Consider the following 13,489-nt stretch of genomic DNA (forward strand, 5'->3'; position numbering starts at 1 on the left):
GTCCGGGCCGGTCGCGACCGGACCCGGGCACCCACTGTAGAGGCGGCGGGGACCCCCGCTGCCCGCGGGGCCGACCGACACGGCGGTCAGGCGGTTGGCGTCTCCGCGACGTGGGTAGCGCTCAGGGTTCGCGTCCGCCGGGCTCGGTGGGGTCCTCCCCGCGGTCGAGGGCGCGCCAGGCGTCCAGGGCGCGGTCCTCGTCGGTCCGGGGCCGCGCGGGGGCGCCCCCGGCCGGTGTCCGCTCGTAGCGGCGGCCCATCCCCGGCCAGTCGCGGCCCCGCAGCACCGTGAGCACACCGGCCAGGACGGCGACGACGCCGGCCAGCAGCGCGAGCACCGGCCAGGCGGCGTGCACCTGGGCGGTGAGCTCGCTGCCGGGTGTCCCGGGGCCGACGGCGGCGGCCGCGGCGGTGCCGGCGTCACCGACCAGCGCCCGCAGCCCCGACCAGCCCAGCACGCCCCCGGTGAGCGCGACGAGCAGACCGAGCGCGGCCCGCCCGGCGCCCCGGACGGCCAGCAGCGCCACCGCGGCGGCCAGCAGCAGGAGCCCGCCGGCGGGGACCAGGGGCGCCAGCGTCGAACCGGTCAGCTCCGTGGTGGTCGCCGGCAGCGGGGCCGGGCGCCGCAGCGTGGCGGTCGTCCACGTCTGCCCGCCGGAGGAGAGGGCGAGCCCCCCGGCGAGCGCGGCCCCGGCCACCGCGAGGGTCAGCTCGCGCCGGGCCCGGGCGGGCGGGTGGCTCACGGGAGTTCCCGCATCCCCTCGGCCGTGGCGATCGCCGACAGGACGGCGCGGGCCTTGTGGCGGGTCTCGGCCTCCTCGGTGGCGGCGTCGCTGTCGGCGACGATGCCCGCGCCGGCCTGCACGTAGGCGCGGCCCTCGTGCAGCACCGCCGTCCGGATGGCGATGGCCATGTCGAGGTCCCCGCTGGCGTCGACGTAGCCGACGGTGCCCGCGTACAGCGCGCGGCGGGTGGGCTCCAGCGTCTCGATGATCTCCATCGCCCGCGGCTTGGGGGCACCGGAGACGGTGCCGGCGGGGAAGGTGGCGTCGAAGACGTCGAGGGCGTCCCACTCGGGGGCGACCTCGCCGGCCACGGTCGACACCAGGTGCATGACGTGGCTGTAGTGCTCGACCCGCATGAAGTCGGGCACCTCGACCGTGCCGGGGACGCACACCCGGCCCAGGTCGTTGCGGGCCAGGTCGACGAGCATCACGTGCTCGGCGCGCTCCTTGGGGTCGGCCAGCAGGCCCTCGGCCAGCCGGGCGTCCTCGTCGGGGGTGGCGCCACGCGGCCGGGTGCCGGCAGGCGGGTGGACGACGGCCGAGGTGCCGGTCACCGTCACCAGCGCCTCCGGCGAGGAGCCGACGACGTCGAACGGCGTCTCCCGGCCGGCGAAGCGCAGCAGGTACATGTACGGCGAGGGGTTGGTCGCCCGCAGCACCCGGTAGAGGTCCAGCGCGTCGACCTCGGTGGGGACCTCGAAGCGCTGGGCGAGCACGACCTGGAAGGCGTCGCCCGCGCGGATGTGCTCGCGGACCCGCTCCACGCCGTCCTCGAACACCCCCGGCGCCATGTTGCTGACCACCGGGGGCGGCTCGGCGGTGGCGAACGTGGCCACGCCGGGGGCGGCGGCCTTGGCCAGGTCGGCGGCCATCGCGTCGAGCCGGGCGACGGCGTCGTCCCACCCGGTGCCGTCCTCCCCCGCGCCCCGCACCGCGTTGGCGATGAGCAGCACCGTGCCGTCGGAGTGGTCGAGCACGGCCAGGTCGGTGACCAGCGTGAGCGCCAGCTCCGGCATGCCGAGGTCGTCGGTGGCCAGCACCGGCAGCCGCTCCAGCCGGCGGACGACGTCGTAGCCGAGGTACCCGACCAGGCCGCCGGTCAGCGGGGGCAGGCCCTCGGTGCGCGGCGAGCGGAGCCGGCGGGCCAGCGTGCGGACGGCGGCCAGCGGGTCGTCGGGCAGGTCGTCGGTCAGGCCGGGCAGCGGCTGGCCGAGCCACTGCGTGACGCCGTCCCGCTCGGTGAGGACGCCGGCGCTGCGGACCCCGACGAAGCTGTACCGGGCCCACCGCTTGCCCTGCTCGGCGGACTCCAGCAGCACCGTGCCGGGCCGGTTGCCGGCGAGCTTGCGGTAGATGCCGACGGCGGTCTCCCCGTCGGCCAGCAGCCGGCGGGTGACCGGGACCATCGCCTGGTCGAGGCCGGCGAACCGGTCCGGCGACGGTGTGGTCTCACCGAGTCGCACCGGACACCTCCAGGGGGCGGGAGAAGCAGCTGCGGGTGCCGGTGTGGCAGGCCGGGCCCTCCTGGTCGACGAGCACCAGCAGGGCGTCGCCGTCGCAGTCCAGGCGCACGTCGCGGACCCACTGGCGGTGGCCGGAGGTCTCGCCCTTCACCCAGTACTCCTGCCGGCTGCGCGACCAGTACGTGGCCCGCCCGGTGGTGAGGGTGCGGTGCAGCGCCTCGTCGTCCATCCAGGCGACCATGAGCACCTCGCCGGTGTCGTGCTGCTGGACGACGGCGGCGACCAGCCCGGCGTCGTCGCGGCGCAGCAGCGCGGCGACGGCCGGGTCCAGGGCGGACTCGGGGGCGGGGACAACGGGCATGCCCCGATCGTCCCACCCGGCGACGTCCGCCCCGGTCACCGGCTCGGGGCGGGCTCTCCTCGCCGGACGATCCCGAACCACTCGCGGGCCGGCCGCCCGACCAGCAGCCCGAGGGCCACCGCCGGTGCGGCGGCGAAGCAGAAGACGCCGAACAGCAGCACCGCGGACGGGTCGGCGCCGGGCACCCGGTCGAGGAGGGCGGACAGCCGCACCGCCCAGTACACCGCCAGCGCCACCTGCAGCCCCAGTGCGACGACCAGCGTCCGGCGCGCGGCCGCGCTGCGGCGGCTGAGCACCATGATCCCGCCGACGACGAGCGCGACCACCGAGGCGATCTGGACGGCGGCCAGCGCGGTCGCCTCCGCGGCCAGCGCGTCGCCGTCGCCGGGGAACCCCGGCTCCCCCTCGGCGAGGGCGAACAGCGAGGCGACGAGGAAGACGTAGGCCGACGCGACGGCCACCCCGGCCGACTGCACGAACGCCAGCACGGCCGCGGCGACCACCTGCCCGGGGCGCCGCGGCCCGGCCGCCGGCGGCCCGGGCCGGCCGGTCGGGGTGTAGGGGGTGGCGTAGGGGGCCGTCCCGTAGGGCGGCCACCCCGCCGGGCCGGGCGGTGCCCCGTACGGCGGACCGGGCCACGGCGGGACGGCCGGGGTGGGCGGCGGGCCGGCGTAGGGGGCGCCGTGCTCGGTCTCCGTGGCCGGGTCCGACCACGGGTCGCGCGGTGCGGTCACAGCGCCGCCGCCAGGGCCCGGCCCGCGACCCGACCCGAGAACAGGCAGCCGCCGAGGAACGTGCCCTCCAGCGAGCGGTAGCCGTGCATGCCGCCGCCCCCGAAGCCGGCCACCTCGCCCGCGGCGTACAGGCCGGGGAAGACCTCCCCGCCGGCCCGCAGCACCCGTCCCGACAGGTCGGTCTCCAGCCCGCCGAGGGTCTTGCGGGTGAGCAGGTTCAGCCGCACCGCGATCAGCGGACCGGCGGCGGGGTCGAGCAGCCGGTGCGGCGGGGCGACCCGGATGAGCTTGTCGCCCAGGTACTGCCGGGCACCGCGGACCGCGGTGATCTGCAGGTCCTTGCCGAACTCGTTGGCGATGGCCCGGTCGCGGCAGACGATCTCCCGCTCCACCGTGCCGAGGTCCAGCTCCGGCGTCCCGCCGGTGATGCGGTTCATCCCCGCCACCAGCTCCGGCAGGGTCGGGGCGACGACGAAGTCCTCGCCCCGGTCCAGGAACGCCTGCACCGGCCCGGCGACCCCGGCCCTGACCCGGTCGAGCAGCAGCCTGACGTCGCGGCCGGTCAGGTCGGGGTTCTGCTCGGAGCCCGACAGCGCGAACTCCTTCTCCACGATCTTCTTCGTGGCGACGAACCAGGTGTGCTCGTACCCGGTCTGCCCGATGTGGGCCAGCGTGCCCAGGGTGTCGAAGCCGGGGAACAGCGGCACCGGGAGCCGCCGGCCGGTGGCGTCGAGCCACAGGGACGACGGCCCGGGCAGGATCCGGATGCCGTGGCGCTCCCACACCGGTGAGTGGTTGGCGATGCCCTCGGTGTAGTGCCACATGCGGTCGCGGTTGACCACGTTCCCGCCGGCGGCCTCGGTGGCCTGCAGCATCCGGCCGTCGACGTGCGCGGGGACGCCGGCCAGCAGCCGCCGCGGCGCCGGGCCCAGCCGGGCCGGCCAGTTCCGGCGGACCAGGTCGGGGTCGCCGCCGATCCCGCCGGAGGTGACGACGACGGCCTGCGCGCTGATCTCGAAGGGGGCCACCTCCACCCGCGAGCTGGCCACCCCCCGCGCGACGTCGCTGGGCTCGAGGACCCCGCCGCGCACACCGGTGACGGCGCCGCCTCCCACGACCAGCTCGTCGACCCGGTGGCGGAAGCGCAGCTCCACCAGGCCGGCGTCGACCGCGGCGCGCACCCGGCGGGCGAACGGCTCGACCAGGCCGGGCCCGGTGCCCCAGACGATGTGGAAGCGCGGCACCGAGTTGCCGTGCCCGGTGGCGGTGTACCCGCCGCGCTCGGCCCAGCCGACGACCGGGAAGAAGCCGACGCCCTGCTCGCGCAGCCAGGCCCGCTTCTCCCCCGCGGCGAACTGCAGGTAGGCCTCGGCCCACCGGCGCGGCCAGTGGTCCTCGTCGCGGTCGAACCCGGCGGTGCCGAACCAGTCCTGCCGGGCCAGCTCCAGGGAGTCGCGCACGCGCAGCCGGCGCTGCTCCGGGGAGTCGACGAGGAACAGCCCGCCGAAGGACCACCAGGCCTGCCCGCCGAGGGAGGCCTCCGGTTCCTGCTCGAGCAGCACCACCCGCCTGCCGGCGTCGGCCAGCTCGGCGGTGGCGACCAGCCCGGCCAGCCCCGCACCCACCACGACGACGTCAGTGTCGACCACGGACGCACGCTATCGGGCGCGGGCGCTCCGGCGGTCCGGCTGCGGGGGACGCGTCGCCCGGGCGGGGCGGGTCCACTCCCGGATCGGGCGGCGCACGGTCATCGCCAGGCAGCCGATCGGCCCGACCAGCAGCAGCAGCGCCCACCACAGCGCCGATCCGGCCCCGAGGACGCCGAAGAGGACGACCAGGCCGAGCAGGAGCAGCAGCGGCAGCACGCTGGCGCCGGCGAGCACCAGCCATCCCCGGCCCCGGCCGAGCCAGACCATCGCCGCCCCCACGGCGGCCCAGCCGGCCAGCAGGGCGGCGCCCACCACGTACCAGTGCCAGCCGCGGGCCGGCTCCCACAGCAGGTACCCGAGGAGGACGTCCTCGGCGGCGACCAGCACGCCGAACACCGCGGCGAAGGGGGCCAGCAGCGGGCGCTCGAGCGGTGCCGCCGCGGCGGGGCGTCCCGGCGCCGGGCGGGGTGCCGGGCGGGGCGAGCGCCGTGGAACCGCCCGGCTCCGCGAGGAGGACGACGCCATGCCCGGCAGCGTAGGGCGCCCTCGCGGCCGTCGGCTGTGGACCGGCGCCGGGTGGGGGGCTCAGCGCGCGCGTTGCGGGCGGCCGGCGACCCACCGGCGGACGCGCGGCGTCGCCGCCAGCACCGCCGCCACCACGGGGCACACGAGCAGCAGCAGCGGCCAGCCCAGTCCGCCCGACTCCTCGGCCTGCCCCGCCGCCCAGATGACCGCACCGGTCAGCAGGGCGACCGGCAGGACCGACAGCACCAGCAGCAGCCAGCCACGGCGGGCCAGCAGCCACAGCGCCCCCCACAGCTGCACGACCGGGGCGAGGACGAGCAGGTAGGTCCACGGGTCGGGGCCGGTGTCGGCGGTCAGCCCGCCCAGGGCCACGGCCAGCACGGCGACGAAGGCCGGCGGCAGCACCCCGGCGATGCCCAGGACGCCCGCGGCCAGGGCCAGGCCCGGCATGCGCGGGTCGGACGGCGGGACGTCCCGGGCCGGGCGCCGGGTCGTGGGAGTGGGCATGCTGCGCAGGCTAGGGCGCGGCAGCCGCCGGCGGGGGCTCCGGGAGCCCTCGCCGCGCGGGCCGCCCTCACCCGGCCGGCTGCGGCTCCCCCGCCGAGGAGCGCCGCCAGGAGGCGTGCAGCCGCGCGTAGGGGCCCTCGGCGTCGACCAGGTCGGCGTGGGTGCCGCGCTGGACGACCCGGCCGGCGTCGACGACCAGCACCTCGTCGGCGCGCTCGGCGGTCGACAGCCGGTGCGCGATCGTCAGCGTCGTCCGGCCGTCGGTGAGGGTGTCCAGGGCGCGGGTCAGCCGCTGCTCGGTCGCCGGGTCCACCGCGCTGGTGGCCTCGTCGAGGACCAGCAGGTCCGGGTCGGCGACGTAGGCCCGGGCCACGGCGACCAGCTGCCGCTCCCCCGCCGACAGCGACTCGCCGCGCTGCCCGACGCGGGTGGCCACGCCGTCGGGGAGGCCCGCCACCCAGGCGCCCAGGCCCAGGTCGTCGAAGGCGGCCAGCACCTGGGCGTCGGAGAGCCCGGGACGGCCGTAGCGGACGTTGTCGGCGACGGTGGCGTCGAACAGGAAGCCGTCCTGCGGGACCATGACCACCCGGCGGCGCAGGGAGGCGAAGGCGACCCGGTCCAGCGGCACCCAGCCCGCGGCGTCGCCGAGCAGCACGCGGCCGGCCGTGGGGTCCATCAGCCGGGTGACCAGCTTGGCGAAGGTGGTCTTCCCCGAGCCGGTCTCCCCGACGACCGCCACCCGCCGGCGCGGGGCGATGTCCAGGTCCACGTCGTCGAGGGCCGGCCGGGCGCCGGGGGCGTACCGGAAGGTGACGTGCTCGAAGCGCACCCCCAGCGGGCCGGCCGGGAGCTCCCGCGCGCCGGCGGGGTCGGCGACCGCGGGGTCGCGGACGTCGGGCTGGGTCTCCAGCACGTCCAGCACGCGCCGGAACCCGGCGACGGCGTTCTGCGCCTCGTTGAGCACCTCGCTGGCGGTCTGCACCGGTGCGACGAACAGCGTCACGAGGAAGAGGAAGGCCACGAGGGTGCCCGCGGTCAGGTCGCCGCCCACCCCCAGCAGCACGCCGACGACGACCACCGCCGCGTTGGCGACCGCGGCGACGAACTCGCCGCTGACGAACACCGCGGCCGTGGTGCGCTGCGCCGACACCTGCGCCCGGTAGTGCCGGTCGACGGCGCGGTCCAGGCGGGCCGCGGTGCGCTCGCGGATGCCGTAGGCCCGCACCGTGGCCGCGCCGACCACGGCCTCGGAGACCGCGGCCAGCACGTCGCCGACCCGCTCGCGGACCACGCCGTAGACCAGGGCCAGCCGCCGGGCGAAGAACCGGACGGCGACCGCGAGGGGCACGAAGCAGACCAGCACCAGCAGGGTCAGCTGCCAGGAGTAGACGGCCATCACCACGGTGGCCACGAGCAGCTGGCCGACGCTCACCACGCCGAGCACACCGCCCCACTGCATGAACGTGGAGAGCTGGTCGACGTCGCTGGTGACCCGCGAGACCAGCGACCCGCGCCGCTGGCCCTGCTGGTGCAGCACCGACAGGTCGTGGACGTGCCGGAAGGCCCGTGCGCGCAGCCCGGCCAGCGCGGTCTCCGTCGTCCGGAACAGCCGCACGTTCATCCGGTACACCGCGACGGCGGTGAGCACGACGACGACCGCGCACAGCAGCACGAGGTCGCGGACCAGGCCGAGGTCCGGCCCGCCCGGCCCGGACAGGCCGCGGTCGACGACCTGCTGGACGGCGATCGGCACGACCACCCGCCCGGCGGTGGCGACCAGGGCGAGGGCGAAGGTGGCCGGCAGGCCGCGGCGGAACTCGGGCATCATCCGCAGGCCGCGGCGCAGGGTGGCCAGCGCGCCCTCCTCGCGGTGCTCCGCGAGCGCGGTGGTCATGCCGCCACCTCCGTCTGCGCGTACGCCCGCACCAGCGCCGCGTACCCCGGCACCTCGGCGAGCAGGTGGTCGTGGCTGCCCCGGGCCAGCAGCCGGCCGCCCTCCAGCCACAGCACCTCGTCGGCGAGGGCGATCGTCGCCTGCCGGTAGGCCACCACGACCACCGTCGAGGGCCGGTCGGCGTCGCGGAGGGCGTCGAGGATGCGCGCCTCCACCGCGGGGTCGACGGCGCTGGTGGCGTCGTCGAGCACCAGCAGCCGCGGCCGGCGGACGACGGCGCGGGCCAGGGCCAGACGCTGCCGCTGGCCCCCGGACAGCGACGCGCCGCGCTCGCCCACGCGGGTGTCGAGGCCCTCGGGGAGCCGGTGCACGAACTCCTCGGCGGCGGCCACCCGCAGCGCGGCCCACACCGCCTCGTCGGGGAAGTCGCCGCCGAGGGTGACGTTGCCGCGCACGGTGTCGTCGAAGAGGAAGGTGCCCTGCGGGACGAACGCCGCCTGCCCGCTGACCTCCCCCTCGCGCAGGGCGCGCAGGTCGACCCCGTCGAGGAGCACCTGGCCGGTGCCGGGGTCGACCAGCCGCACGAGCAGCCCGGCCAGCGTCGACTTGCCCGACCCGGTGGGGCCGACGACGGCGACGGTGCTGCCCGCGGCGACGTCGACGGTGATGCCCGACAGCGTGGGCGCCGTCGCGCCCTCGAAGGTGAAGCCGACGTCGCGCAGGCCCAGGCCGGCGCCGCCGGTGCCGCGCGGTGCGGCGGCGTCCCCGTGCGGGGTCTCCCCGGTCGCGTCGAGGACCGGGGTGACCCGGTCGTACCCCGCCAGCGCCCGCGGCAGGTCGGCCAGCACCCAGCCGATCGCCCGGATGGGCAGCGCGAGCAGCGTGAACAGGTAGGCGATCGAGACCAGCTCGCCGGCGTCGGTGGCGCCGGCCGCGACCCGCTCGGCGCCGATGAGCAGGACGGCGAGCGTGCCGAGGTTGGGCAGCGCCTCCATCAGCGGGTCGAACAGGCCGCGCACCCGACCCACCGCGACCAGCCCGTCGCGCAGCTCCTCCGCGCGGGCGGTGAAGCGGGCGCTCTCGACGTCCTCCCGGCCCAGGGTCTTGACCACCAGGGCGGCGTCGAAGCTCTCGTGGGCGATCTCGCTGACCTCGGCGCGCAGCTGCTGCGCCCGCTGCATGCGCGGGCTCATCACCTGCGAGTAGACGGCGTTGGCCACGAACACCAGCGGGAAGACGACCAGGCCGACCAGCGCCAGCCACGGGTCGGTCGCGACCAGGGCGACCACGGTGATCGCGATCATGACCAGCGCGCCGCAGGCGAAGGGCAGCGGCGCGACGAAGAACCAGGCGGCCTCGACGTCGGCGTTCGCGTTGGACAGCAGCTGCCCGGTCGGGTGCCGCTGGTGCCAGGACAGCGGCAGCCGCAGGTACTGGCCGGTCACCCGGCGGCGGTAGGAGGCCTGCAGCCGGTAGCCCATGACGCCGGCGAACAGCCGCCGGCCGAGGATGCCGAGGATCTTGAGCACGGCGACCGCGAGGATGGCCACCGCGGCCAGGGTCAGCGCCGCGGCCGTCGTCGACCGCTGCTCGAACGCCGGCAGGACGACGCGGCCGGTGATCTCGCCGATGACGTAGGCGCTGGCGACCGTCATGCCGCCGTAGAGGCTGCTGGCCAGGAAGGCCAGGGTGAACATGCCCGGCTGCTCGGCGATGGCGCGCCCGATGTGGCGCACCCCTCGCCGGACCACGGCTTCTCGGCGGCGGGGCACGGTCCTCCTCGGTCGTCGTTCGGGCGGCGTTCGCGACCGTACGGCGGGCCTCGGACATCTCGCTCCGCGGACCGGTGTCCCCGGCTCCGCACCGTCGGTAACTTCGCCGGGTGACCTCCTCTTCCCGGTCCCTCGTCGACCGCGAGCGCGCCGGCCTGGCCGACCTGCTCGACCGGCTGGGGCCCGACGCACCGACCTGCTGCGCGGGCTGGACCACCGCCCACCTCGCCGCGCACCTCGTCGTCCGCGAGCGCCGCCCGGACGCGATGCCCGGTCTGGCCGTCGAGACGCTGGACGTGGCCCGGCCGCTGACCGCGTGGGCCCACCGGCTGGAGGACCGGCTGCGGGAGTCGACGTCCTACCCCGACGTCGTGGCCCGGGTGCGGTCGGGCCCGCCGGCCTGGTCGCCGCTGGCCTGGCCGCTGCTGGCGCGGCTGGTCAACACCGCGGAGTTCGCCGTCCACCACGAGGACGCCCGCCGCGCCCAGCCGGAGTGGGCCCCGCGGCCCCTGGACCGGGCCGACCAGGACGAGCTGTGGGGCGCCGCGGTCCTCTACGCCCGCCGCGCGACCGGGCGGGTACCGGGTGGGCTGCGGCTGCGGCGCAGCGACGTGCCCGGCATGGTGCGGCGCATCTCGCGGGCCGAGCCGGCCACCACCGTGGAGGGCGAGCCGCTGGAGCTGCTGCTGTGGGCCAGCGGCCGGGAGGACGTCGCCCGCGTCGAGATCTGCTGAGCGCAGCCGCTGGGCAGCGGTTCCCGCTCCCCGGCGACTCCGCTACGCCAGCGGGGTGTCGGCCTCCCGGCGGACCGGGACGCCGGCGACGGCCAGCGCCCCCTTCACCTCACCGATGCGCAGCTTGCCGAAGTGGAAGACGCTCGCCGCCAGCACCGCGTCGGCCCCGGCCTCGACCGCGGGCGGGAAGTGCTCCGGCTCGCCGGCTCCCCCGCTGGCGATGACCGGCACCGTGACCTCCCGGCGCACCGCCCGGATCAGCTCCAGGTCGAACCCGGCCTGCGTGCCGTCGGCGTCCATCGAGTTGAGCAGCACCTCGCCGACGCCGAGCTCGGCGGCCTGCACCACCCACTCCACGGCGTCGCGCCCGGTACCCCGCCGCCCGCCGTGCGTGGTGATCTCGAAGCCGGAGTCGGTGACCGCGCCGTCGCGGCAGCGGCGCGCGTCGAGCGACAGCACCAGCACCTGGTTGCCGAACCGGTCGGTGATCTCGCTGATCAGCTCCGGCCGGGCGACGGCGGCGGTGTTGACCGCGACCTTGTCCGCGCCGGCCCGCAGCAGCCGGTCGACGTCCTGGACCGACCGCACCCCGCCGCCCACGGTCAGCGGGATGAAGACGCTCTCCGCGGTCCGGCGGACGACGTCGTAGGTGGTCTCCCGGTCGCCGGAGCTGGCCGTGATGTCGAGGAAGGTCAGCTCGTCGGCGCCCTCCGCGTCGTACACGCGGGCCATCTCCACCGGGTCGCCGGCGTCGCGCAGGTCGACGAAGTTCACGCCCTTGACCACCCGGCCGGCGTCGACGTCCAGGCACGGGATGACGCGCACCGCCAGGCTCATGCCCCTGCCCTCCGCACCGCGTCGGCCTCGATCTCCACCAGCATCGACGGGTCGATCAGCGCGGCCACCTGCACCATCGACGTCGCCGGCCGGACGTCGCCGAAGACCTCGCCGTGTGCCCGCCCGACCTCCTCCCACCGGGAGATGTCGGTGACGAACAGCCTCGTGCGGACGACGTCGGCGACGGTGAACCCGGCCCTCTCCAGCGCCTCGGCGAGGTTGGCCAGCGCCTGGCGGGTCTGGCCGGCGGCGTCGCCCGGGCACACGACCTCACCGTCCACCGTCGCGGTGGTGCCGCTCACCCAGGCCATGTCCCCGTGGACGACGACCCGGCTGTAGCCGACGACGGACTCCCAGGGGGTGTCCGAGCCGAACCGCACCACGCTCACGCCAGTTCCTCGGTCACCCGCAGCGCCTCGGGCAGGGTGAACGCCCCCGCGTACAGGGCCTTGCCGACGATCGCGCCCTCCACACCGACGGCGGTGAGCCCGGCCAGCGCCCGGATGTCGTCGAGCGAGCTGACCCCGCCGGAGGCGACCACGGGACGGGCGGTGGCGGCGCAGACCTCGCGCAGCAGCTCCAGGTTGGGGCCGCGCAGCGTGCCGTCCTTGGTGATGTCGGTGACGACGTAGCGGGCGCACCCCTCGGCGTCCAGGCGGGCGAGGGTCTCGTAGAGCTCGCCGCCCTCGCGGGTCCAGCCGCGGGCGGCCAGCCGGGTGCCCCGCACGTCGAGGCCGACGGCGATCCGGTCACCGTGCTCGGCGATCGCGCGAGCGCACCACTCCGGCGACTCCAGCGCGGCGGTGCCGAGGTTGACCCGCCGGCAGCCGGTGGCCAGCGCCGCGGCCAGGGACTCGTCGTCCCGGATGCCGCCGGACAGCTCGACGTCGACGTCCAGCTCGCCGACCACCCGCGCCAGCAGCTCCCGGTTGCTGCCGCGGCCGAAGGCGGCGTCGAGGTCGACCAGGTGCACCCACTCGGCGCCGTCCCGCTGCCAGGTCAGCGCCGCCTCGAGCGGGTCGCCGTAGTCGGTCTCGCTGCCGGCCTCCCCCTGCACGAGACGGACGGCCTGACCGTCGGCGACGTCGACGGCGGGGAGCAGCTGCAGCTTCGGCACGCCTGACAGGTTAGTGAGCCGCTATCTGTAGCCCTCGTCACCGGCGGGGCGGCCGGCGTCCTGGACCTCGACCACGTAGCGCCAGGCGTCGGGCTGGGTGCCGTCGAGGTCGGGGAAGCCGTAGACGCGGGCCAGCTCTCCGCTGGAGGTGGACCGCCCCGACCACCGGGCACGGTCGGGGTCGGCGGCCAGCGCGGCGACCGCGCGGCCGACGAACGCCGGGCTCTCGGAGATGCAGAAGTGCGGCTCGACCGCGGTGCCCTCCCGCCAGTTCGCCTCGGTCCCGCCGTAGTGCTCGAGCATCATCTCCGAGCGCAGCCAGCCCGGGGTGAGCGCGACCGCCGTCCCGCCGTGCGGGCGCAGGTCGTGCGCCTGGGAGAACGCCAGCCGCAGCACCGACCACTTGGCCAGGTCGTAGAAGGCGTTCACCCGGAAGGTGTGCGCGTTGTAGTCGAGCGTCCCGTCGGTCATCTCCACGACCAGGCCGCCGGGCCGGCGGACCAGCAGCGGCAGGGCGTGCGCGCTGGTGACCAGGTGGGTCTCCACCCCCAGCCGCAGCAGCCGCAGCCCGCGGTCGAGGTCGTGCTCCCACAACGGCACGTCCCACTCGAACAGCGTCTCGCCGCCCCACACGTCGTTGACCAGGACGTCCAGGCGCCCGGACTCCGCGTCGACGCGGGCCACCAGCGCGGCCACCTGCGCCGGGTCCAGGTGGTCGCAGACGACGGGGACGCCGCGGCCGCCGGCGGCGGTGACCAGCTCGGCGGTCTCCTCGATCGTCTCGGGCCGGTCGTACTCCGAGCGGTGCCCGGCGGTGCTGCGGCCGGTGCACCAGACGGTGGCCCCGGCCGCGCCCAGGGCGACCGCGGTGCCCCGCCCCGCACCGCGGGTGGCCCCGGCGACCAGGGCGACGGTGCCGGAGAGGTCGGGCGGCGTGTAGTCCATGCCGGCACCCTGCACCCGGCCACCGACACCGCGGTGGGGGGGGGGGGGGGGGGGGGGGGGGGGGGGGGGGGGGGGGGGGGGGGGGGGGGGGGGGGGGGGGGGGGGGGGGGGGGGGGGGGGGGGGGGGGGGGGGGGGGGGGGGGGGGCGGGGGGGGGTGTGGGGGGGG

At 77.0% G+C, this 13,489-nt stretch carries 14 protein-coding genes; 1 reads left to right on the plus strand and 13 read right to left on the minus strand.

Annotated features, from left to right (window positions below; all coding sequences use genetic code 11):
- Nucleotides 1-121 precede the first annotated feature (121 nt).
- From ACI79E_RS20525 to ACI79E_RS20565, 9 genes are all read right to left on the minus strand, one after another.
- On the minus strand, nucleotides 122-742 hold the full coding sequence (locus ACI79E_RS20525) for a Trp biosynthesis-associated membrane protein (protein WP_456934425.1): 621 nt from the start codon (nucleotides 740-742) through the stop codon (nucleotides 122-124).
- Nucleotides 739-2,247 carry an anthranilate synthase component I gene (locus tag ACI79E_RS20530; RefSeq protein WP_456934426.1) on the minus strand — a complete coding sequence of 503 codons (1,509 nt, stop codon included), beginning with the start codon at nucleotides 2,245-2,247 and terminating at the stop codon, nucleotides 739-741. The genes ACI79E_RS20525 and ACI79E_RS20530 overlap by 4 nt, the downstream gene beginning before the upstream one ends.
- The gene (gene hisI, locus ACI79E_RS20535) at nucleotides 2,234-2,608 is read right to left on the minus strand and encodes a phosphoribosyl-AMP cyclohydrolase (RefSeq protein WP_456934427.1); all 375 of its coding nucleotides are present in this window, start codon (nucleotides 2,606-2,608) and stop codon (nucleotides 2,234-2,236) included. Before hisI ends, ACI79E_RS20530 begins: the two co-directional genes overlap by 14 nt.
- Before the next feature lie 35 nt (nucleotides 2,609-2,643).
- On the minus strand, nucleotides 2,644-3,342 hold the full coding sequence (locus tag ACI79E_RS20540; RefSeq protein WP_456934428.1) for a hypothetical protein: 699 nt from the start codon (nucleotides 3,340-3,342) through the stop codon (nucleotides 2,644-2,646).
- On the minus strand, nucleotides 3,339-4,991 hold the full coding sequence (locus ACI79E_RS20545) for an FAD-binding dehydrogenase (protein ID WP_456934429.1): 1,653 nt from the start codon (nucleotides 4,989-4,991) through the stop codon (nucleotides 3,339-3,341). The genes ACI79E_RS20540 and ACI79E_RS20545 overlap by 4 nt, the downstream gene beginning before the upstream one ends.
- A 9-nt stretch (nucleotides 4,992-5,000) precedes the next feature.
- On the minus strand, nucleotides 5,001-5,516 hold the full coding sequence (locus ACI79E_RS20550) for a hypothetical protein (protein ID WP_456934430.1): 516 nt from the start codon (nucleotides 5,514-5,516) through the stop codon (nucleotides 5,001-5,003).
- 60 nt (nucleotides 5,517-5,576) lie between these two features.
- Entirely contained in the window at nucleotides 5,577-6,023 is a 447-nt protein-coding gene (locus tag ACI79E_RS20555; RefSeq protein ID WP_456934431.1) for a hypothetical protein, read from the minus strand.
- Nucleotides 6,024-6,090: 67 nt separating this feature from the next.
- A complete protein-coding gene (locus ACI79E_RS20560; protein ID WP_456934432.1) occupies nucleotides 6,091-7,917 on the minus strand; it encodes an ABC transporter ATP-binding protein in 1,827 nt (608 codons plus the stop codon).
- Complete coding sequence (locus ACI79E_RS20565; protein WP_456934433.1) at nucleotides 7,914-9,689, minus strand: ABC transporter ATP-binding protein; 1,776 nt, start codon at nucleotides 9,687-9,689, stop codon at nucleotides 7,914-7,916. Before ACI79E_RS20565 ends, ACI79E_RS20560 begins: the two co-directional genes overlap by 4 nt.
- Before the next feature lie 110 nt (nucleotides 9,690-9,799).
- On the opposite strand from ACI79E_RS20565, the gene ACI79E_RS20570 reads away from it, so the two are divergent.
- Nucleotides 9,800-10,423 carry a TIGR03085 family metal-binding protein gene (locus ACI79E_RS20570; protein WP_456934434.1) on the plus strand — a complete coding sequence of 208 codons (624 nt, stop codon included), beginning with the start codon at nucleotides 9,800-9,802 and terminating at the stop codon, nucleotides 10,421-10,423.
- A gap of 42 nt (nucleotides 10,424-10,465) precedes the next feature.
- On the opposite strand, the gene hisF is transcribed toward ACI79E_RS20570, so the two are convergent.
- Genes hisF through ACI79E_RS20590 form a run of 4 tightly spaced genes read right to left on the minus strand, consistent with a single transcriptional unit; the run spans nucleotide 10,466 to nucleotide 13,322 of the window.
- A complete protein-coding gene (gene hisF, locus ACI79E_RS20575) occupies nucleotides 10,466-11,260 on the minus strand; it encodes an imidazole glycerol phosphate synthase subunit HisF (RefSeq protein WP_456934435.1) in 795 nt (264 codons plus the stop codon).
- The gene (locus ACI79E_RS20580; protein ID WP_456934436.1) at nucleotides 11,257-11,649 is read right to left on the minus strand and encodes a RidA family protein; all 393 of its coding nucleotides are present in this window, start codon (nucleotides 11,647-11,649) and stop codon (nucleotides 11,257-11,259) included. Before ACI79E_RS20580 ends, hisF begins: the two co-directional genes overlap by 4 nt.
- Nucleotides 11,646-12,377 carry a bifunctional 1-(5-phosphoribosyl)-5-((5-phosphoribosylamino)methylideneamino)imidazole-4-carboxamide isomerase/phosphoribosylanthranilate isomerase PriA gene (gene priA / locus ACI79E_RS20585; protein WP_456934437.1) on the minus strand — a complete coding sequence of 244 codons (732 nt, stop codon included), beginning with the start codon at nucleotides 12,375-12,377 and terminating at the stop codon, nucleotides 11,646-11,648. The genes ACI79E_RS20580 and priA overlap by 4 nt, the downstream gene beginning before the upstream one ends.
- Nucleotides 12,378-12,398: 21 nt before the next feature.
- Nucleotides 12,399-13,322, minus strand: a complete 924-nt coding sequence (locus ACI79E_RS20590; protein WP_456934438.1) for an SDR family oxidoreductase — start codon at nucleotides 13,320-13,322, stop codon at nucleotides 12,399-12,401.
- Nucleotides 13,323-13,489 lie beyond the last annotated feature (167 nt).

The sequence above is a fragment of the Geodermatophilus sp. SYSU D00079 genome (genome assembly GCF_054050635.1).

Excerpts from the sequence above, each read along its gene's own strand:
- hisF (WP_456934435.1), bottom strand. The coding sequence starts at position 11,260 with ATGAGCCTGGCGGTGCGCGTCATCCCGTGCCTGGACGTCGACGCCGGC.
- hisI (WP_456934427.1), bottom strand. The coding sequence starts at position 2,608 with ATGCCCGTTGTCCCCGCCCCCGAGTCCGCCCTGGACCCGGCCGTCGCC.
- ACI79E_RS20560 (WP_456934432.1), bottom strand. The coding sequence starts at position 7,917 with ATGACCACCGCGCTCGCGGAGCACCGCGAGGAGGGCGCGCTGGCCACC.
- ACI79E_RS20555 (WP_456934431.1), bottom strand. The coding sequence starts at position 6,023 with ATGCCCACTCCCACGACCCGGCGCCCGGCCCGGGACGTCCCGCCGTCC.
- ACI79E_RS20590 (WP_456934438.1), bottom strand. The coding sequence starts at position 13,322 with ATGGACTACACGCCGCCCGACCTCTCCGGCACCGTCGCCCTGGTCGCC.
- ACI79E_RS20550 (WP_456934430.1), bottom strand. The coding sequence starts at position 5,516 with ATGGCGTCGTCCTCCTCGCGGAGCCGGGCGGTTCCACGGCGCTCGCCC.